Here is a 21,005-nt window from a genome sequence, read left to right on the forward strand (position 1 = left end):
ACTATGTACTTGACGCCTCAGCATGTTTTGCTCGCCGGAGCCACCGGGCTGACCGGGGAACATCTACTGGACCGGCTGCTCAACGAGCCGACCATCACCCGGGTCCTGGCCCCCACCCGCCGGCCGCTGGCCGAACACCCGCGCCTGAAAAACCCGGTGGGGGAACCGGCCCAGGTGTTGCCTCAACTCAGCGGCCAGGTCGACATCGCTTTTTGCTGCCTCGGCACCACCCTCAAGAAAGCCGGCTCCGAAGCAGCCTTTCGCGCGGTGGACCTGGACCTGGTGGTGGCATTTGCCAAGCGCGCCCGGGAACTGGGCGCGCGGCACCTGGTGGTGATCAGTGCCCTGGGAGCCGACGCCAAGTCATCGATCTTCTACAACCGGGTCAAGGGTGAGATGGAGGCGGCCCTCAAGACCCAGGGCTGGCCGCAATTGACCATCTGCCGCCCTTCCCTGCTGCTGGGCGACCGCGTCGAACCGCGCCTGGCCGAGCAACTGGCCGGGCCGTTGTCGAAGCTGATCCCAGGCAAGTACCACGGCATCGAAGCCTGCCAACTGGCCCGGGCCATGTGGCGCCTGGCGCTGGAAGAGCAGGATGGGGTGCGGGTGGTGGAGTCGGATGAGTTGCGTAAGCTGGGGAAATGATTCTGCAGCGCCTGACTGGACCTCATCGCGAGCAAGCTCGCTCCCACAGTTGACCGAGTTTCGTCAGGAAGAATGAGGTCGAATGTGGGAGCGAGCTTGCTCGCGATGGGCGCGCCACCGCCCCAAAGCCGAGCCCCCATCCTGGTGTTTGCTACATCCCCCCAGTCGCTCGGAACCCCACGCCGATTGCTGTGAACAACGACAACGGCAACAACAAGGTATCCAGCAGCGCACTGCCCGGCAGATCGACGCCAGGATAGCTCGGTGCCTCGGCCCCAAAGCGGTCCTTGGCACAGCATCCGCCGTTGAGGGCGTATAGATCCAGGCGCGTGCCCGCGTACACCAGCGGCGCACCGGGCTTGGCCGCGTCGAGGGTGCGGGCGGTGGCGCAGCCGGTCAGTTGCAGCGCCAGCAGCACGATCAGCAGCTTATTCATCGCTGCTCAAATGATGCTCGCCCCAGCGCGGCAGCATGTCCTGGGGGATGTTCAGCAGATTGAGAATCCGCGCGACGACGAAATCGATCAGGTCGTCGATGGTCTGTGGCTGGTGATAGAAACCCGGCGAGGCCGGCAGGATGGTCACGCCCATGTTCGACAGCTTGAGCATGTTCTCCAGGTGAATGCTCGAGTACGGCGCTTCCCGCGGCACCAGGATCAACGGGCGGCGCTCCTTGAGCGTGACGTCCGCCGCCCGTTCGATCAGGTTGTTGCAGGCCCCGGTGGCAATCGCCGACAGCGTCCCGGTGGAGCACGGCACCACCACCATGGCCGCCGGCGCGCCGGAGCCCGACGCCACCGGTGACATCCAGTCTTCCTTGCCATACACGCGAATCTGCCCCGCCGCCGCACCGGTGTATTCGGTGAGGAAGGCCTGCATCATCTGGGTCTTGGCCGGCAGGGTCACGTCGGTCTCGGTGGCCATCACCAGTTGCGCGGCCTTGGAGATCAGGAAGTGCACCTCGCGGTCTTCGCGCACCAGGCAATCGAGCAGGCGCAAGCCGTACTGGGCGCCGGAAGCACCGGTCATCGCCAGCGTGATGCGTTCGGGACCATTGCTCTCCAAGCGCGTGTTCATTTCAGTGCCTCGGCCAGCTTGCCATGCAGGCCGCCGAAGCCGCCGTTGCTCATGATCACCACGTGGGTACCGGGCTGGGCCTGGCTCTTCACGCGCTCGATGATGCCTTCCAGGGAATCGCTGACAATCGACGGCACCGTGCACAGCGCGGCGGTGGCGCCGAGGTCCCAGCCCAGGTTGGCCGGTGCGTACCAGATCACCTGGTCGGCATCGACCACGCTTTCCGGCAGGCCATCGCGGTGAGCGCCGAGCTTCATGGAGTTGGAGCGCGGCTCGATGATCGCGATCAGCGGCGCCTCGCCGATGCGCTTGCGCAAACCGTCGAGGGTGGTGGCGATGGCCGTTGGGTGGTGAGCGAAGTCGTCATAAATGGTGATGCCGTTGACCTCGGCGACTTTCTCCATCCGCCGCTTCACGCTCTTGAACGCGCTCAACGCGGCGATGCCCATGGACGGCACCACGCCGACATGCCGGGCCGCCGCCAACGTCGCCAGGGCGTTGGCGACGTTGTGCTGGCCGGTCATGTCCCACTCGACCACGCCTTGGGACTGGCCTTCGAACATGACTTCAAATTGCGAACCGTCATCCTTGAGCAACTTCACCTGCCATTGACCGCCCGCACCGGTGGTTTGCACCGGGGTCCAGCAGCCCATTTCAATGACGCGCTGCAAGGCCGGTTCGGTGGTCGGATGGATCACCAGGCCTTCGCTCGGAATGATGCGCACCAAATGGTGGAACTGCCGTTCGATGGCCGCCAGGTCGGGGAAGATGTCGGCGTGATCGAACTCAAGGTTGTTGAGGATCGCCGTGCGTGGACGGTAGTGGACGAATTTCGAGCGTTTATCGAAAAACGCACTGTCGTATTCGTCCGCCTCGATCACGAAGAACGGCGTGCCACCCAGGCGCGCCGACACCGAGAAATTCTGCGGCACGCCACCGATCAGGAAACCCGGGCTCATGCCCGCGTGCTCCAGGACCCAGGCGAGCATGCTGCTGGTGGTGGTCTTGCCGTGGGTGCCGGCCACGGCCAGGACCCAACGGCCCTGCAACACGTGATCGGCCAGCCACTGCGGCCCGGACACGTACGGCAGGCCTTTGTTGAGCACGTACTCCACCGCCGGGTTGCCCCGGGACATGGCGTTGCCGATGACCACCAGGTCCGGTGCCGGGTCCAGTTGCGCCGGGTCGTAGCCTTGGGTCAGTTCGATGCCCTGGGCTTCCAGCTGGGTGCTCATCGGCGGATAGACGTTGGCGTCGGAACCGGTCACGTGATGGCCCAGCTCCTTGGCCAGGACCGCCATCGAACCCATGAAAGTGCCGCAAATACCGAGAATATGGATGTGCATAGTCGACCTCGTAAAACATGGCCGCAGGTTAGCGTAGGGAGGGGGAAATCGCACCTTGTGTTTAGAACGGCAGCCATCAGGACACCGCAAATCCCTGTGGGAGCGAGCTTGCTCGCGATAGCGGTGGGTCAGTTTGCGGCGATGTGGAATGTACAACCCAGCTTTTGTGGCGAGGGAGCTTGCTCCCGCTCGACTGCGCAGCAGTCGCCTTCGGTTTCAGGGTGGGAAAGAAAGCTTGGGGCTGCTGCGCAGCCCAGCGGGAGCAAGCTCCCTCGCCACAACAGCAGTCAGCAGTCAGCAGTCAGCAGTCAGCAGTCAGCAGTCAGCAGTCAGCAGATCAATTATCAGTGGCTCAGCGGGCGATAGCGTGTTTACGCAACTTCCGGTAAAGGGTATTGCGGCTGATCCCCAGTTGTTCCGCCGTGTGGGTCATGTGCCAACGCTGGCGCTCCAGTGCATCGAGCAACGCCAGGCGCTCGGCGTCTTCCAGTGGCCGTTCTGCCACCGTTTCAACCACGGCAACCGGGCGCTGGCGGATCATCGCCGGCAAGTCCTCCAACCCAATCCGCCCACCGTCGCACAGCGCGGCGAGGGTGCGCAGCACATTGCGCAGTTGCCGGACGTTGCCCGGCCAGTCGAACCCCAGCAACGCCTGGCGCGCCGGCTCTTCGATGAGCACCGTCTCGGCCCCGCTCTCCTCAGCCAACAGAAAATCCAGCAACTGCGACTTGTCACTGCGCTCGCGCAACGCCGGGAGGGGGATTTCCAGGCCATTGAGGCGGTAATACAAATCCTCGCGGAAACTGCCGTCCCGCACCCGGTCGAGCAACTGCCGGTGAGTAGCGCTGATGATGCGCACGTTCACCGCCTCGGGCTCGCCGCCGATAGGCACCACCTGGCGATCTTCCAGCACCCGCAGCAAACGAGTCTGCAAGGCCAGGGGCATGTCGCCGATTTCATCGAGGAACAGCGTGCCGCCGTCGGCCTGTTGCAGCTTGCCGCGCATGCCTTCCTTGCGCGCGCCGGTGAAGCTGCCGCCGCGATAACCGAACAGTTCGCTCTCGATCAGGCTTTCAGGGATGGCCGCGCAGTTGAGGGCGACGAAGTGCTTGCCGGCGCGCTGGCTGGCGTGATGCACGGCCTTGGCGAACGCCTCCTTGCCGGAGCCGGTTTCGCCATGGATCAGCAACGGCACATCGCGCTCGAACACCCGCAGCGCCTTGCGGAAATGCTCCTGCAACGCCGCGTCCCCCAGGCAGATGCCCGGCAGCCGCGCGGGTTCGATGGCCTTGAGCAGCGCCGGCGCGACCGGCACCGGCACACTGCGCGGCTGCCCACGCAACACGGCGAACAAATGCCGGCCATCACGGGTGCGCAGCGGCCAACTGGCGCTGGCCTGGGCACTGGCCCGCCCCAGCAACTCGTCCAGTGAACAATCGAAAAAGTCTTCCACCCGCTGGCCCAGCAAGCCGCCGCGAATATGCCCCAACAGATTGAGCGCGCTCTGGTTGACCGCGCAGATCCGCCCTTCGCCATCGAACGCCAGCAGGCCCTCGCTGAACAGCCCCACGGATTCGGCCTGCAAATGAAAGCGCAGCAGCCATTGATTGTCGAAGCAACGGAGGAAATAGCAGCTCTCGATCATCTTCGCCGAGAGATTGACCAAGGCCATGGTGTGGAACTGGCTCTGGCGCGACACGTCCGGCCGAGCCGAGGAGACGTCGAGCACCGCCAGCAATTCGCCCTGGGGATCGAACACCGGGCTGGCCGAGCAGGTCAGGCCGGTGTGGCGGCCACGAAAGTGCTCTTCCTGGTGGATGGTCAGGGCCTGGCGTTCCACCAGGCAGGTGCCGATGCCGTTGGTGCCTTCGCAGGCTTCGCTCCAGTCGGCGCCGAGCCAGAGGCCGGCCCGTTCGAAAATCTTCCGTTCGCTGGGGGCGGTGACGCAGTTGAGGATCACGCCCCGGGCGTCGGTCAGCAACACCGCGTGGCCGGCGCCGGAGAGTTGCTGGTGCAGGCTGGTCATTTCATTGCCGGCGATGTGCAGCACCTGTTGCAAGCGCTCGCGGCTCTCCAGCACCCGGCCATGCTCGAGCACCGTCGGCGCCAGGTTCTGGGCCGGGTCGAGGTGATAGTCCTCGAGACAGCGCAGCCAGGAACGGGCAATCGACGGATCGCTGCCAGGGCCCTGCAGATGGGCCTTGCCCTGGGTGACCGTCAGGACTTGCTGGGCATGGCGACTCAAATGGTTGCTGTGCATTTCTTATTATTCTCCCCGAAGGACCTTTGGACCTGCCAACACATACCCCGTGGCGAGGGAGCTTGCTCCCGCTGGGCTGCGCAGCAGCCCCAAAACCTGAGTTTGCGGTGTATCAGGCTGACCGAGTTGGCTGCCTTGGGACCGCTTCGCGCTCCAGCGGGAGCAAGCTCCCTCGCCACAAAAGCTGTCCTGCCACAAAAATACATTTGCCAGAGATTCCAGGATCGAAGCCCAGCATCCTCCAGCCCAACCGCCTTTGCAATGCTGGCGCGACCTGCCAGTCACAGACTGTCTCGCATCTGGCACAAACTGTCACACCCGCTGTATCGCAAGCGTCACACACCCCCTCCGTTTGTCCGAGCAACTCCTCCTAAAGTCTTGATTTACGGGCCCTGCAAGGCAATGGCCCAACCTTTGCTCTAGGCTTTATTACCAGCGCTCAATTTTGCGCGGCCTCCCGTATAAGCACAAAAGCCAAGGAGAACTCATCATGCGTTACGCTCACCCCGGTACTGAAGGCGCTATCGTTTCGTTCAAGAGCAAATACGGTAACTACATCGGCGGCGAGTTCGTCGCGCCGGTCAAAGGTCAGTACTTCACCAATACTTCCCCGGTCAATGGCCAGCCCATTGCCGAATTCCCGCGCTCCACGGCCGAAGACATCGAAAAAGCCCTGGACGCCGCCCACGCCGCCGCCGATGCCTGGGGCGCCACCTCAGCCCAGGCCCGTTCGCTGGTCCTGCTGAAAATCGCCGACCGCATCGAGCAAAACCTCGAAGTGCTGGCGATCACCGAGTCCTGGGACAACGGCAAGGCCGTGCGCGAAACCCTCAACGCCGACATCCCCCTGGCCGCCGACCACTTCCGCTACTTCGCCGGTTGCCTGCGGGCCCAGGAAGGCAGCGCTGCCGAGATCGACGGCAACACCGTGGCCTACCACATCCATGAACCCCTGGGCGTGGTCGGGCAGATCATCCCGTGGAACTTCCCGCTGCTGATGGCCGCCTGGAAACTCGCCCCGGCCCTGGCCGCCGGTAACTGCGTGGTGCTCAAGCCGGCCGAGCAAACCCCGCTGGGCATCTGCGTGCTCATGGAGCTGATCGGCGACCTGCTGCCGCCCGGCGTGCTGAACGTGGTGCAAGGCTTCGGCAAAGAAGCCGGCGAAGCCCTCGCCACCAGCAAGCGCATCGCCAAGATCGCCTTCACCGGTTCCACCCCGGTGGGCTCGCACATCATGAAATGCGCCGCCGAGAACATCATCCCGTCCACCGTGGAACTGGGCGGCAAGTCGCCGAATATTTTCTTCGAAGACATCATGCAGGCCGAACCGAGCTTCATCGAGAAAGCCGCTGAAGGTCTGGTGCTGGCGTTCTTCAACCAGGGCGAAGTCTGCACCTGCCCATCCCGCGCCCTGGTCCAGGAGTCGATCTACGACGAATTCATGCAAGTGGTGATGAAGAAAGTCCTGCAGATCAAACGCGGCGACCCACTGGACACCGACACCATGGTCGGCGCCCAGGCGTCCGAGCAGCAATTCGACAAGATTCTTTCGTACCTGGAAATCGCCAAGGGCGAAGGCGCCGAGCTGCTGACCGGCGGCAAAGTGGAAAAACTCGAGGGCAACCTGGCGACCGGGTACTACATCCAGCCGACCCTGCTCAAGGGCACCAACAAGATGCGCGTGTTCCAGGAAGAAATCTTCGGCCCAGTGGTGAGCATCACCACCTTCAAGGACGAAGCCGAAGCCCTGGCGATCGCCAACGACACCGAGTTCGGCCTCGGCGCCGGCCTGTGGACCCGCGACATCAACCGCGCCTACCGCATGGGCCGGGCGATCAAGGCCGGTCGCGTGTGGACCAACTGCTACCACCTATACCCGGCGCACGCCGCGTTCGGTGGCTACAAGAAGTCCGGCGTGGGGCGTGAAACCCACAAGATGATGCTCGACCACTACCAGCAGACCAAGAACCTGCTGGTGAGCTACGACATCAATCCGTTGGGGTTCTTCTAAGCCCTTGGGGCGAGGCAGGTTCTCCTGCTTTGCCCCTTAGATAGCTATCGCGAGCAAGCTCGCTCCCACAGGGATCTGTGGATAACTCTTTTTTCAGGGTTGGCAACAGATCCACTGTGGGAGCGAGCTTGCTCGCGATGACGCCCTCACTGACAACATCAATTTACCGTCCCACCGCTCTGGCATGAGCCTTGCGTGCCCGCTCCACAGCAAACCCGAAAGTCCAACAGATCAAACAATAAAAAAGACAGAGAGGACTTATGACTTCTACCACCCAACTCAAACCCACACTCGGCACCCTGCATTTATGGGGCATCGCCGTCGGCCTGGTGATTTCCGGCGAGTACTTCGGCTGGAGCTACGGCTGGGGCACCGCCGGGACCCTGGGCTTTCTCGTCACCGCCCTCATGGTGGCGCTGATGTACACCTGCTTCATCTTCAGTTTCACCGAACTGACCACCGCGATTCCTCACGCCGGCGGGCCTTTTGCCTACAGCCGACGGGCCTTTGGCGAGAAAGGCGGGTTGATCGCCGGGATCGCCACCCTGATCGAATTCGTCTTCGCGCCCCCGGCCATCGCCATGGCGATTGGCGCTTACCTCAACGTGCAATTTCCCGAACTGGACCCCAAGCTCGCGGCGGTTGGCGCGTACATCGTGTTCATGACCCTGAACATCCTCGGCGTCAGTATCGCCGCCGCGTTCGAGCTGGTGGTCACCGTGCTGGCGGTCGCCGAGTTGCTGGTGTTCATGGGCGTGGTCGCGCCGGGCTTCAGCTTCAGTAACTTCGTGCTCAACGGCTGGGCCGGCTCCAATGAATTCAGCCTCGCCTCGATCCCGGGCATTTTCGCGGCGATTCCCTTCGCCATCTGGTTCTTCCTCGCCATCGAAGGCGCGGCCATGGCCGCCGAAGAAGCCAAGGACCCGAAACGCACGATTCCCCGCGCCTATGTCAGCGGCATCCTGACCCTGGTGTTCCTCGCCATCGGCGTGATGATCATGGCCGGCGGCGTGGGCGACTGGCGCACCCTGTCGAACATCAACGACCCGCTGCCCCAGGCCATGAAGGCGGTGGTCGGCAACGACTCGACCTGGATGCACATGCTGGTGTGGATCGGCCTGTTCGGCCTGGTAGCAAGCTTCCACGGGATCATCCTCGGCTACTCGCGGCAGTTCTTCGCCCTGGCCCGGGCCGGCTACCTGCCCCGCGGCCTGGCGAAACTGTCGCGCTTCCAGACCCCGCACCGGGCGATCCTGGCCGGCGGCGTCATCGGCATCGCAGCGATCTACAGCGATGGCCTGGTCAACCTGCAAGGCATGAGCCTGACGGCGGCGATGATCACCATGTCAGTGTTCGGCGCCATCGTGATGTACATCATCAGCATGCTCAGCCTGTTCAGGCTGCGTAAGACCGAACCGAACCTGGAACGCACCTTCCGCGCGCCGGGCTACCCGATCGTACCGGGCATTGCGCTGTTCCTGGCGGTGGTGTGCCTGGTGGCGATGGCGTGGTTCAACATGGTGATTGGCTTGGTGTTCCTGGCGTTCATGGTTGTCGGCTACCTGTATTTCCAACTGACCGCCAAGCAACGCTCCGATGCGCCGGCGGACGCTATGCTCACAGGTATCTGAAAGTTGCACCGGCGCCGGGCTGAGGGCCTGGCGCCTGCCATTTAAAAGTGCACACCAACCCTCTGTGGGAGCGAGCTTGCTCGCGATAGCGGTCTTACATCCGGCACATGTGTTGAATGACACACCGCTATCGCGAGCAAGCTCGCTCCCACAGGGTTATGGGGTGTATTTAAGTTATTTAGAGAACAGGAGGACACCGCCCATGGCCGCATTCGCCCATTCCGTCGGCGCCCAGACCTATCGCTTCGACAGCCTCAAGGACCTGATGGCCAAGGCCAGCCCGGCACGCTCGGGGGATTTCCTCGCCGAAATCGCCGCGCTCAACGATGGCGAGCGGGTGGCCGCGCAAATGGCCTTGGCCGACCTGCCCCTCAGCCATTTCCTGCAGGAAATGCTGATTCCTTACGAGGTCGACGAAGTCACCCGGTTGATCGTCGACACCCACGACAAACAAGCCTTCGCCACCGTCAGCCACCTCACCGTCGGCGGTTTTCGCGACTGGCTGCTCAGCGACGCCGCCGATGAACAGAGCCTGCGGGCGCTGGCCCCCGGCCTGACGCCGGAGATGGTCGCGGCCGTGTCGAAAATCATGCGCGTGCAGGATTTGGTGCTGGTGGCGCAGAAAATCCGCGTGGTCACCAAATTCCGCGGCACCCTCGGCCTGCGCGGCCGGCTGTCCACCCGCCTGCAACCCAACCACCCCACCGACGAACCCGCCGGGATCGCCGCGAGCATCCTCGACGGCCTGCTCTTCGGCAACGGCGACGCCATGATCGGCATCAACCCGGCCACAGACAGCACGGCCTCGATCTGCGCCATGCTGGAAATGCTCGACGCCATCATCCAGCGCTACGACATCCCCACCCAAGGCTGCGTGCTGACCCACGTCACCACCTCCATCGAAGCGGCGAACCGTGGCGTGCCCCTGGACCTGGTGTTCCAGTCCATCGCCGGCACCGAAGCGGCCAACGCCAGTTTCGGCATCAGCCTGAACATCTTGCAGGAAGGCTACGACGCCGGGCTCAGCCTGAATCGCGGCACCCTCGGCAACAACCTGATGTATTTCGAAACCGGCCAGGGCAGCGCGCTGTCGGCCAACGCCCACCACGGCGTCGATCAACAGACCTGCGAGACCCGGGCCTACGCCGTCGCACGGCATTTCAACCCGTTCCTGGTGAACACGGTTGTAGGCTTCATCGGCCCGGAATACCTGTACAACGGCAAACAGATCATCCGCGCCGGCCTCGAAGACCACTTCTGCGGCAAGCTGCTGGGCGTGCCGATGGGCTGCGACATCTGCTACACCAACCACGCCGAAGCCGACCAGGACGACATGGACACCCTGCTGACCCTGCTGGGCGTGGCCGGGATCAACTTCATCATGGGCATCCCCGGCTCCGACGACATCATGCTCAACTACCAGACCACCTCGTTCCACGACGCCCTCTACGCCCGCCAGACCCTGGGCCTGAAGCCGGCGCCGGAGTTCGAAACCTGGCTGGCGAACATGGGCATCTTCACCCAGGCCGATGGCCGGGTGCGGTTTGGCGACAACCTGCCACCGGCGTTCCGTCACGCCCTCGCACATCTGGGATGAGTGAACTGCCCATGGATAAAAAACCTGTCGATCCGCAAAACCCTTGGCTGAACCTGCGCAACCTCACCCCTGCGCGCATCGCCCTCGGTCGCACCGGCACCAGCCTGCCGACCCAGGCGCAACTGGATTTCCAGTACGCCCACGCCCAGGCCCGCGATGCGGTGCACCTGGCGTTCGATCACCAGGGCATTCGCGCACAGTTGACCGAGCGCGGCCGTGAAAGCCTGCTGCTCCACAGCGCCGCGGCCGACCGACACAGTTATCTACAGCGCCCGGACCTGGGCCGACGGCTCGATGAGGCCTCCGCGCAAATCCTGCAAGACTACGCAGCGGCCCATCCCGGCGGTGTGGACCTGGCCATCGTCGTGGCTGACGGCCTGTCGGCCCTGGCGGTGCATCGCCATACCTTGCCGTTCCTGGCGCGACTGGAAGAACAGATCGCCGCTGAAGGCTGGTCGACGTCGCCGGTGATCCTGGTGGAACAGGGCCGCGTCGCCGTGGCCGATGAAGTGGCACAGCGGCTCGGCGCGAAAATGTCGGTGATCCTGATCGGCGAACGCCCCGGCCTCAGCTCCCCCGACAGTCTGGGGCTGTATTTCACCTACGCCCCCAAGGTCGGCCTGACCGATGCCTATCGCAACTGCATCTCCAACGTCCGTCTCGAAGGCCTGAGCTACGGCATGGCGGCCCATCGCTTGATCTACCTGATGCGCGAGGCCTGCCGCCGTCAGCTTTCGGGCGTCAATCTGAAGGACGAAGCCCAGGTGAACACTCTAGAGGCGGAAAACGGAGCCGATATGAAAGGTAATTTCCTACTGGCGCCGCCCCGAAACTGATCCGCTTATCCGATTGCGTTTTTGATCCGCTTTCAGGCAGCATCAAAAGCACGGCAGCGCGACGTTGTTGTCAGAATATCTGTCGACCTTTGCAGACGAGACCTACCATGCGGATTATCCAAGCGACGCTGGAACACCTGGACCTGCTGACCCCATTGTTCGTCAAGTACCGGGAATTCTACGGCTCACTGCCTTACCCGGACTCGTCCCGAGCCTTCCTCGAAAAGCGCCTGCGCCGCAAGGAATCGGTGATCTACCTGGCCCTGCCCGATGACGACGACAACCGGTTACTGGGCTTCTGCCAGCTCTACCCGAGCTACTCATCCCTGTCCCTCAAGCGCGTATGGATCCTCAACGACATCTACGTCGCCGAAGACGCCCGCCGCCAACTGGTGGCCGACAACCTGATCCGCACCGCGAAAAAAATGGCCAAGGAAACCAACGCCGTGCGCATGCGCGTCTCCACCAGCAGCAACAACGAAGTGGCACAGAAAACCTACGAATCGATCGGCTTCAAGGAAGACACCGAGTTCAAGAACTACGTGTTACCGATCAGCGAAGGGCTCTGACCCGATTACCGCGGACTGATCGTTCTGTGGGAGCAAAGCTTGCTCGCGATAGCAGTCTGTCGGGCAACATCAATGCTGACTGCCCCGCCGCCATCGCGGGCAAGCAGGCATATCTATGGGAGATAGATCTGTTGAAGCAAAGCTTGCTCGCGATAGCGGTCCGTCAGGCCCATCAATGTTGACTGAATAGCCACCATCGCGAGCAAGCTTTGCTCCCACGGGTGTTTCACCCTGCGACGACACATCGAAATCCCTGGCTACAAACTCACCCCGCTCCCCGCCCTCCAGCCCGTATAATGCCGCTCTTCCCGGCTTGTAAGAAAAAGCTACACACTCTGTAGCCATACTCCAAGCCCGACCCAAAGCCTGCCGAGCCAGGCCACCACCACAGGTGTTATGCATGGATTTCAATCCCCTCGACCTCATCCTGCACCTCGATGTGTACCTCGACCTGCTGGTGACCAACTACGGCACCTGGGTCTACGCCATCCTGTTCCTGGTGATCTTCTGTGAAACCGGCCTGGTGGTCATGCCGTTCCTGCCCGGCGACTCCCTGCTGTTCATCGCTGGCGCCGTCGCCGCCGGTGGCGCCATGGACCCCGTGCTGCTGGCCGGCCTGCTGATGCTCGCGGCCATTCTCGGCGACAGCACCAACTACCTCATCGGCCGCACCGCTGGCGAAAAACTGTTCAGCAACCCCAACTCAAAAATCTTCCGCCGCGACTACCTGCAGCAAACCCACGACTTCTACGACAAACACGGCGGCAAAACCGTGACCCTGGCGCGCTTCCTGCCGATCATCCGCACCTTCGCCCCCTTCGTCGCCGGCGTCGGCAAAATGAATTACCTGCGCTTCTTCGGCTTCAGCGTCCTCGGCACCGTCCTCTGGGTCGGCGGCCTGGTGACCCTCGGTTACTTCTTCGGCAACGTGCCCTTCATCAAGCAGAACCTGTCGCTGCTGGTGGTGGGCATCATTCTGGTGTCGCTGCTGCCGATGATCATCAGCCTGGTGCGCAGCAAAATGAACCAGCGCGCCTCGAAAGCCCAACCACGCTGATCGCCATGTGGTCCCTGAGCAACTGGCGCCGCCGACGCACCCTCGCCAAACATCCCGTGGCCGAGGACACCTGGCAACGGGTGCGCCAACAATTGAGCTTCCTCGACGGCATCAGCGCCGCCGAGGACCAATGGCTGCGAGAAGCCTGCGTACTGTTCCTGCACGATAAACACCTCACCGCCCTGCCCGGCGTCGAACTGCACCAGGAACAACGCCTGCTCCTCGCCGCCCAGGCCCAATTGCCGTTGATGCACCTCGGCGAGCTGAACTGGTACCAGGGCTTCCACGAAATCGTCCTCTACCCCGACGACTTCCTCAGCCCCCAGCGCTACCGCGACGCCAGCGGCATCGAGCACGAATGGGACGGCGAACACAGCGGCGAAGCCTGGCCCCAGGGCCCGATCATCCTGGCCTGGGACGGCGTGATGTCCAGCGGCGGCTGGGACGGCTACAACCTGGTGATCCACGAACTGGCGCACAAACTCGACATGCTCAACGGCGACGCCAACGGCCTGCCACCACTGCACGCCGACATGCGCGTCAGCGACTGGGCCGAAGCCATGCAACAAGCCTTCGACGACCTCGACCGCCAACTGGACCACAACCCCGACGCAGAAACCCTCATCGATCCCTACGCCGCGGAAAACCCGGCGGAGTTCTTCGCCGTCACCAGCGAATACTTCTTCAGCGCCCCGGACCTGCTGCACCAGGCCTATCCACGGGTCTATGAACAGCTCAAGGCCTTCTACCGCCAGGATCCTTTGGCCCGGCTGCGGCAACTTCAAGCCGAAGATCCGGTCTATCAGGCGTCATACTAAGGTCTCTAAGACCCTGGTAACGTGGCAACAGCGGCCGAATATGCCTATAATCGCCGCCACTTTTTGGTCAATCCGACCAAGTCATTTGGTCAACTAACGGGGGCACCGCCCAATGAGCTACAGCAAGATTCCGGCTGGCAAAGACCTGCCGAACGACATCTACGTCGCGATCGAAATCCCGGCCAACCACGCCCCGATCAAATACGAAATCGACAAAGACAGCGACTGCCTGTTCGTTGACCGTTTCATGGCCACCCCCATGTTCTACCCGGCCAACTACGGTTACATCCCTAACACCCTGGCCGACGACGGCGACCCCCTCGACGTGCTGGTCGTGACCCCATACCCAGTGGCCCCAGGCTCGGTCATCCGCGCCCGTCCAGTCGGCATCCTGAACATGACCGACGACGGCGGCGGCGATGCCAAAGTCATCGCAGTGCCACACGACAAACTGTCGCAACTGTACGTCGACGTGAAGGAATACACCGACCTGCCACCACTGCTGATCCAGCAGATCGAACACTTCTTCGAGAACTACAAAGACCTCGAAAAAGGCAAGTGGGTCAAGATCGAAGGCTGGGCCGGCGCAGACGCCGCCCGCGAAGCGATCACCAAGTCGGTTGCCGCCTACAAAGGCTGAAACAAACTTGAAAAGAACCCCGGTTTGCCCCGGGGTTTTTTTATGCCTTAATGGTTTCTAATACGAAGCTGTATTAACACCGTTTACCCACGTTTAGCCCGCGCCTTTCAAATCCCAAAAACGGAAAGATCGTCTTATATATTTGAACGACACGTTTATTGCCGAAAACACAGTCGCCCCTAAACTTTCCGTTTATGAAAATACTTTCCAGTGGCGACCGCTTCCGAGCCCTTCTAAAAGAAGCGAACATCCGATCCGCCGACTTCGCGAAGTTATACGGCGTGAAATCCCAACACGTGAACAACTGGTTCAACCGTGGCATCCCGCCAGGGCGCATCCACTCCATCGCCAGCCTGCTGACCGTCAGCCCGGAGTGGCTCGCCCACGGCGAAGGCCCGCAAACCCCATTGGGCCTCGGCCCCGGCACCACCTACGAGGCGGCCGAAAACGATGGCGTCTACAGCGTGCTGGAACCCACGGACATCGAACTGCCTTTCTATAAGGAAGTCCCCATCGCCCCCGGCGAAACCAAAACCCACATCGTCGAAATCCCCGACCAATCCATCCGCCTGCCCCGCAGCCACCTCGAAACCCTGGAAATAAACCCCAACGACGCCATCTGCCTCACCATGGTCGGCGACAGCATGGCCGAACGCATCGAAGACGGCTCCACCCTCGCCATCGACCGCGGCCTGACCCAAATCGTCGACGGCCAAATCTACGCCCTCGAACACGACGGCATGCTGCGCATCAAATACCTGCACCGCATCCCCGGCAACCGCCTGCGACTGCGCAGCCACAACAGCGCGGCTTACCCGGACGAAGTCTTCAGCGCCGAACAGATCGAAGCGCAGAACATACGAGTGATTGGCTGGGTGTTCTGGTGGTCCACCCTCAACAAACAGAGACCGCCGGTGTGCGATTGACCCACCCGAACGGAAAGACAGGCAAAGCGCCTTGTGCCGAGGAGCCTTGTGGTGAGGAGCTTTGTAGTGAGGAGCTTTTGTGGCGAGGGAGCTTGCTCCCGCTGGGCTGCCCAGCAGCCCCCTGCTTTTTTACCTGAATCCCCCCTAACCCAATGATTCCACACCACTTACCACTGGGATTCTGCCAAAAACCCGCGTATCCTCCGCCCCACATTTGCGAGCCCACGCCTCGCACCGACAAGGCAGATCACTTTCTGACCAAGTCCCACAGCCGGCCGCAAGAGCCGGATGTACGTTTTGAAGGCTGGTGAGGTTTGTCAAAAACGAACTGAGTTAGTCAACGAGAAGCCGGCCATAAGCCGGCTTTTTAATGGCTGAAACAATATTTTCCGTCCGAAAACTTTCCAGATAACCGTGTTCATATCGGAGAGCAAAAAATCCCCTATCCGATGGTATTAGACTTGGATATCGTTCACCTCCTGACCAAGGATCATTCGGTCAACTCACTATGGCTTGCGTCTGAATCGCTTACCGATAATTGTCTATCGGACGATGCCCACTCGCCATTACTCGGAGCACGGGAATATTCTCCAATCGATTGCCCTTAATTTGGGTGTTCGGTAGGCGTGTTTGCCGTTCGCTTACGGAGCGACTGCATGTCGGCTTGGCGCACTAATCACTGGCGCGACGCGTCGGGTTCATTGAGCAGATCCGCACCATCTCCGTTTACTAGGTTCTGTACGAAATCCCGAGAAACCCAATTGCCGCCCCTCAAACGCTGAGATTTTGTAGAGTCCTCTGCCATCGACGGAAAGGAATTCTGTGATGGCAAAGCGTTACGAACTCTCGGATGAGGCCTGGGGTGTGGTCTCCGACCTCTTCATCGAAACTCATGGCCGAGGGCGGCCGCGCCTGAGCGACCGCTTGATGCTCGATGGTGTGCTCTGGGTGCTCTGCTCGGGTGCTGCGTGGCGAGACATGCCGGAGCGCTTCGGCCCATGGTCAACGGTGTATCAACGGTTTCGCGGCTGGCGAAATCAGGGAACGTTCGAACAGATGCTCAAACGCTTACACCTGAGATTGAATGAGCAAGGCTTGATCGATCTGCAAACCTGGATGATCGACTCAACCGCAGTACGCGCAACCCGAGCCTCATCTGGCGCTCGGAAAAAAGGGGGCCTGACGAGCCTGCCGATCACGCTCTAGGCCGCAGCCGCGGCGGCCTGACAACCAAAATCCACATGCTTTGCGACGCCAACGGAACACCGTTGCGCTTCCTTCTCTCTGGCGGTCAAGCCAGTGACATCAGCCATGCCCAGCCATTGCTGGACGAGGTCGGCATCCCGTCGAGCCAACGTGGCCGCCCGCGAAAACGCTGCAAATGGTTACTTGCTGACAAGGGCTACGACGCCGAGGCACTTCGCCGTTACTGCGACCAATATCGAATGCAGCCCGTCATCCCGCTGCGCTCAATGAAGCGCAAACCCAAACCCGGCTTACCCAGACTGTTTGATAGGCTCAAGTACCGACAGCGCAACATCATCGAGCGCATGTTTGGCTGGCTGAAAGAAAACCGCCGCATCGTGACACGCTTCGACAAGCTCGCAAAAAGCTATGCCGCCATGGTCTCGCTGGCTTGTTCCATGCGGTGTTTGCGACATCTCTTTTCGTACAGAGCCTAAGCCTTCTGAGGCTAGGGGCATAGGTTCGACACAGTTGCGTACCTATGCCCTAGCGCTAAATCAACTAACCACTTGTGCAGCGGGGTGCCCAGGATGAGCTTGAAGAAACTCTCCTGCTATCGAACGAATGCGCGCTGCACAATGTGTGCGATTCGTTATCTCTCTATCTGTACCCAAGAAGCTCGTAAAAAAGGTTTTTGTTATATGAGGATTGTTCACTGTAGATCCACGCTCAGCGATGTATTGAGCGCGTTCTTTTAATATGTTGAGCATCTTATTTTGAGATATACACGGCACTCCATCTTCGAGCGAGTCTGCAGCTTCTGCATACTGAGCTGCAGAATATTGCTGCTTATGCAGTCGCTTGGCATCTTCAATGGAGTAGAATGGCTGTTCCCCACAGACCATAAATAGGTCTTCTAGCTGCAAATTTCGAGGGACGCGTGCCGCCAGTCTGAAATCAATCAACATCTGGGCTTCTTTGTTTTGCAGCCACGGCTCCATATCTACCGGAGTTAGGCACAGGCTCCGTTGTAGCTCTGGCCTGCCACGATCTTTAGAATAAAAACCAAACACAAAAAACATTTTTCGCCAGCGCTCTATGTGACTCATACCGAAATCACGAGCCGTACCAATGTCAAAATTTGTAGAAGACTTAACTTCAACCTCAAATTGATAGGTCATACCATCTACACGGATGTCCGTAAGAAGCGCATCCACTCCGTGTCGTTCATGCGCCGCATCCCACTCTAGCCCGAATAGGGCTGAAAGCTCACGTTCGCGCTCATCATCTTGTACAGTCATTACAATGCACCTAAAGCCAAAGCCACTTCACGAGCCACTGCATACGCTACTGGAGGGCACACGCTATTTCCAATCTGACCAATTGCCTGATACACAGCTCCAGAGAAGCGCCAGCCCTCTGGAAAACCCTGCAACAATGCACAATCAGCCACACAAAGTCTAAAGTGGCCATTCTCTGGAGAGTATACGACGGCCAAGTCATGAGTTAACTGCACACCGCTAGGCCAGATTTCTAGGTCATTCCATATTTTCAACGAGGCTTTGCTATTTAGGATTCCCGTGGTATTCCTTGGGCCAGTGAATCCAGACCTCAAAGTAGGTGCAACCACATCAAAGCCTATGTCAGGCAGGCCAAGGCTTCGTCGGGCAGTATTTCGTGGAAGAAGATTAACGCCCAACAAACTATCTACTTCACCATGCGTGGGCTCGGGCACGCGGAATCGCATAGCATCTCTTGAGGTCCTGAAACCAACAAAAAACACCCGACGGCGAGCTTGAGGCACCCCAAAGTCGTGTGCTGACAACTTGAATTTGAATATCGTATATTGATCGCTTAATGGATCAATAATTGTTTCTTTAACAAAAGACTCGAACTTCTTATCCCAAAGCCCTACAACATTTTCTGCAATAAATGCCCTTGGACGAGTCTGTCTAACGCATCGGACAAACTCTCCCCACATGTTTCTAGGGTCCTCGGCACCTGCTTGTTTGCCTGCAACAGAAAACGGCTGGCACGGAGGGCCACCGTGAACTATGTCTATGCCTCGAAACTGGGAGAATCCTACCTTGGTCACATCTCCCTGAAGGGCACCGGACCTAACATCCCATTGCGGCCGATTAGCGCGTAGCGTTTCACCACAAATGTCCAGGATTTCAAAAGAGGCCGTATGCTGGAATCCTGCTCGCTCGAAACCTACGTCTAGACCCCCGCCACCAGAAAACAGAGACAAGCATGTCAGACCATGATCCGTACACTCCGGCATCAGGTCGAGGGGATCTAGTCTCCTCCCTTGAATAGGAGATGGGATAGGCTCGGAACGCTCCGCAGAAAGAAGGGCTAATTTGCGCTTTTGAGAACGAATTGAGGTCGCTCTGTAGCGGTCTCGTTGCTCCTGAGTAAGCTCGTATCCCATGCGGTCCTCACCAATAATCAAAAAAACACTGTACGAATATACAGTTTTTTTGCTCTGTGTTCTGAAATCTATTTTCGGGGGGCGATTATGGGGATTATTCCCCTCCATGCCTACCGCTAGCTGACGCTACAGTTAGGCAGGTCGCTCTCAGGTCAAGCACTGCTAGGCGTTGAGTCCTCGCGGAGCGATGAATGGTCACCTACACGCTATCGTGTCCCGGCATTTGTGAAGAGGGTCAATTAATGATGAAAGCTCAGCGAGAGTCGCATCCGCAGCAGGGACACTAGATTGGGGCTGCACGCTAGAGGGCTAGGCTCTGTATGAAAAGAGGTGTCGCAAACATCGCATGGAACACACCAGTGAAACCATAGCGGCGTAACTTTTCGCGAGCTTGTCGAAGCGCGTAACGATTCGGCGGTTCTCCTTCAGCCACCCAAACATGCGTTCGATGATGTTGCGCTGTCGATATTTGTGGCGATCAAACAGTCTTGGCAAGCCCGGCTTGGGTTTGTACGTTATCGAACGCATCGGGATCACGGGTTACACTCGATACTGGTCGCAGTAATGGCGCCGTACTTCGGCATCATAGCCTTGTCAGCGAGCAACCATTTGCAACGTTTGCGCGAGCTACCACGGTGACTTGATGGAATACTGACATCATTCAGCAGTGGTTGTGCGTAGCTGATATCACTGGCTTGACCGCCAGAAAGAAGGAAACGCAACGGCTACGGACTAGAGCGTGATCGGAAGGCTCGTCATGCCCCCTTTTTTCCCGGCGCCTGACGAGGCTCGGGTTGCGCGTACAGCTATTGAGTCAATCATCCAAGCCTGAAAATCAATCAAACCTTGCTCATTCAAGCTTCAGGTGCAACGCTTGAGCATCTGATCGAGCGTTCCCTGGTTTCGCCAGCCCCGAAACCGTTGATACACCGTTGACCATGGGCCGAAGCGGTCTGGCATATCTCGCCACGCTGCCCCGGAGCAGAGTACCCAGAGCACGCCATCAAGCATCAGTCGGTCGTTCAAGCGAGGCCGCCCCTGACATGGGGTTCGATGACAAGATCGGAGACCGCATCCCAGGTCTCGTCCGAGAGTTCGTAACGCTTTGCCATCGCAGAATTCCTTCCCATTGATCGCGGGGAACTCTACAAAATCTCCGCGGTCGAGGGGCGACGATTGGGTTTCTCAGTATTTCTTACAGAGCCCAATCAGCAATCAACCATCTGGAAAATGCTCCGCTAGGTCAGCAAATTCCAGAATAACGGCCGCCAACTGCTTCTGGATTGCACTGACTGGGGTGGGGTTGGCCCTGCTGATCTACATGGCAATGACGGCTGAGCTATAAAGCACCATGAAAAAAGGCCTTGCCATGCAAGACCTTTTTTTCATACCCGGGGTAAGCGCGGCCCCTTGTTACCTCACCTCAACAATATCCAAAGCCCGATTCGCCAACAGCTCGCTCACCTCAATCACCTGCAAAATCCCCAACGCAAAATGCCGTCGTGATCCCTCAAGACCAAACGCCAAATCATTGATCATGGCATTGGCCGAAGCTAGGTTTTCACTGAGATTGGCAAGCAGACATTCCGAATCAACATCCGGAGCGATACGGAAGATAGTGTTGGGTTTGTGAGACGTTTCGCTCTTCGGCGTAGGCTTCAGGTAGTAATCCAACGCCCGGTTGGCAGCGTCATCAAGCTTGTTGTTACGAGCAGACTGAGCGCGAGATACATGCTCATCTGCGGTCGGAGGGTTCGGTGTAATTTTTGCCATCGACTTAGGTTCCTGTAAGTGATGCTGTAACCACCTCGCGACTAAACGAAGGGGCGGCAGCTGTGCGCAGGTTAGTCGACCGGTGAACCTAAGAATCCCGGCGCGCCCGGGGGCGCCCTGCGCACAGCCACCATCAATACAGGAACAGCACAGCCTGTCCGACGGGACTTGGTACGCCTTAGGTTGAGACGGGCGACTAAA

Annotated in this window: 18 protein-coding genes and 1 pseudogene; 11 read left to right on the plus strand and 8 right to left on the minus strand. The window is 59.9% G+C overall.

The features are described from left to right. Positions 1-3: 3 nt before the first annotated feature. On the plus strand, positions 4-645 hold the full coding sequence (locus ACZ5M5_RS26970; protein ID WP_060740469.1) for an oxidoreductase: 642 nt from the start codon (positions 4-6) through the stop codon (positions 643-645). A 151-nt stretch (positions 646-796) separates the two neighbouring features. Here ACZ5M5_RS26970 and ACZ5M5_RS26975 read toward each other — a convergent pair whose 3' ends face one another. The 4 genes from ACZ5M5_RS26975 to ACZ5M5_RS26990 form a co-directional block, all read right to left on the minus strand. Continuing rightward, a complete protein-coding gene (locus ACZ5M5_RS26975; protein WP_060740468.1) occupies positions 797-1,081 on the minus strand; it encodes a YceK/YidQ family lipoprotein in 285 nt (94 codons plus the stop codon). Beyond that, on the minus strand, positions 1,074-1,721 hold the full coding sequence (gene ubiX, locus ACZ5M5_RS26980) for a flavin prenyltransferase UbiX (protein ID WP_060740467.1): 648 nt from the start codon (positions 1,719-1,721) through the stop codon (positions 1,074-1,076). The genes ACZ5M5_RS26975 and ubiX overlap by 8 nt, the downstream gene beginning before the upstream one ends. Further along, positions 1,718-3,067: a UDP-N-acetylmuramate:L-alanyl-gamma-D-glutamyl-meso-diaminopimelate ligase gene (mpl, locus tag ACZ5M5_RS26985; RefSeq protein WP_192263507.1), complete on the minus strand. Its 1,350-nt coding sequence runs from the start codon at positions 3,065-3,067 to the stop codon at positions 1,718-1,720. Before mpl ends, ubiX begins: the two co-directional genes overlap by 4 nt. Positions 3,068-3,419: 352 nt before the next feature. Next, positions 3,420-5,327, minus strand: a complete 1,908-nt coding sequence (locus ACZ5M5_RS26990; protein WP_092476839.1) for a sigma-54-dependent Fis family transcriptional regulator — start codon at positions 5,325-5,327, stop codon at positions 3,420-3,422. 490 nt (positions 5,328-5,817) lie between these two features. Here ACZ5M5_RS26990 and exaC point away from each other — a divergent pair, with 490 nt between their 5' ends. The 10 genes from exaC (at position 5,818) to ACZ5M5_RS27040 (ending at position 17,094) form a co-directional block, all read left to right on the plus strand. Next, entirely contained in the window at positions 5,818-7,338 is a 1,521-nt protein-coding gene (gene exaC, locus ACZ5M5_RS26995) for an acetaldehyde dehydrogenase ExaC (RefSeq protein WP_464738212.1), read from the plus strand. 260 nt (positions 7,339-7,598) lie between these two features. Further along, positions 7,599-8,969: an ethanolamine permease gene (gene eat, locus ACZ5M5_RS27000; RefSeq protein WP_060740463.1), complete on the plus strand. Its 1,371-nt coding sequence runs from the start codon at positions 7,599-7,601 to the stop codon at positions 8,967-8,969. Between the two features lie 202 nt (positions 8,970-9,171). Next, positions 9,172-10,566 carry an ethanolamine ammonia-lyase subunit EutB gene (locus ACZ5M5_RS27005; RefSeq protein ID WP_103309209.1) on the plus strand — a complete coding sequence of 465 codons (1,395 nt, stop codon included), beginning with the start codon at positions 9,172-9,174 and terminating at the stop codon, positions 10,564-10,566. Positions 10,567-10,577: 11 nt separating this feature from the next. Further along, positions 10,578-11,402, plus strand: coding sequence for an ethanolamine ammonia-lyase subunit EutC (gene eutC / locus ACZ5M5_RS27010; RefSeq protein ID WP_060740461.1), 825 nt, complete (start codon positions 10,578-10,580; stop codon positions 11,400-11,402). A 107-nt stretch (positions 11,403-11,509) separates the two neighbouring features. Beyond that, entirely contained in the window at positions 11,510-11,971 is a 462-nt protein-coding gene (locus tag ACZ5M5_RS27015; protein ID WP_053125701.1) for a GNAT family N-acetyltransferase, read from the plus strand. A gap of 400 nt (positions 11,972-12,371) precedes the next feature. Beyond that, positions 12,372-13,028 (plus strand): DedA family protein, encoded by a 657-nt coding sequence (locus tag ACZ5M5_RS27020; protein ID WP_106274660.1) that lies wholly within the window; start codon positions 12,372-12,374, stop codon positions 13,026-13,028. 5 nt (positions 13,029-13,033) lie between these two features. Continuing rightward, on the plus strand, positions 13,034-13,846 hold the full coding sequence (locus ACZ5M5_RS27025) for a M90 family metallopeptidase (protein ID WP_464738213.1): 813 nt from the start codon (positions 13,034-13,036) through the stop codon (positions 13,844-13,846). A gap of 112 nt (positions 13,847-13,958) precedes the next feature. Continuing rightward, positions 13,959-14,486, plus strand: a complete 528-nt coding sequence (gene ppa, locus ACZ5M5_RS27030; RefSeq protein WP_053151827.1) for an inorganic diphosphatase — start codon at positions 13,959-13,961, stop codon at positions 14,484-14,486. Positions 14,487-14,680: 194 nt separating this feature from the next. Beyond that, complete coding sequence (locus ACZ5M5_RS27035) at positions 14,681-15,412, plus strand: LexA family transcriptional regulator (RefSeq protein ID WP_092333808.1); 732 nt, start codon at positions 14,681-14,683, stop codon at positions 15,410-15,412. A gap of 825 nt (positions 15,413-16,237) precedes the next feature. Further along, positions 16,238-17,094 (plus strand): IS5 family transposase gene (locus ACZ5M5_RS27040; protein WP_464738214.1). Its coding sequence is split into 2 segments (ribosomal slippage): positions 16,238-16,576 and positions 16,579-17,094, totalling 855 coding nucleotides; the frame shifts between segments, so codons are not numbered across the junction. A gap of 60 nt (positions 17,095-17,154) precedes the next feature. Here the strand turns inward: ACZ5M5_RS27040 and ACZ5M5_RS27045 are convergent. The 4 genes and pseudogenes from ACZ5M5_RS27045 to ACZ5M5_RS27060 all read right to left on the minus strand — a co-directional run bounded on the left by ACZ5M5_RS27045 (position 17,155) and on the right by ACZ5M5_RS27060 (position 20,804). Beyond that, positions 17,155-17,898, minus strand: coding sequence for a hypothetical protein (locus tag ACZ5M5_RS27045; protein ID WP_464738215.1), 744 nt, complete (start codon positions 17,896-17,898; stop codon positions 17,155-17,157). Continuing rightward, positions 17,898-19,139, minus strand: a complete 1,242-nt coding sequence (locus ACZ5M5_RS27050) for a DNA cytosine methyltransferase (protein ID WP_464738216.1) — start codon at positions 19,137-19,139, stop codon at positions 17,898-17,900. Before ACZ5M5_RS27050 ends, ACZ5M5_RS27045 begins: the two co-directional genes overlap by 1 nt. Before the next feature lie 201 nt (positions 19,140-19,340). Continuing rightward, positions 19,341-20,143: pseudogene (locus tag ACZ5M5_RS27055) on the minus strand (IS5 family transposase). A gap of 301 nt (positions 20,144-20,444) precedes the next feature. Then, complete coding sequence (locus ACZ5M5_RS27060; protein WP_464738217.1) at positions 20,445-20,804, minus strand: DUF6124 family protein; 360 nt, start codon at positions 20,802-20,804, stop codon at positions 20,445-20,447. Between the last annotated feature and the right edge of the window lie 201 nt (positions 20,805-21,005).

This window comes from Pseudomonas sp. Van50, assembly GCF_055390755.1.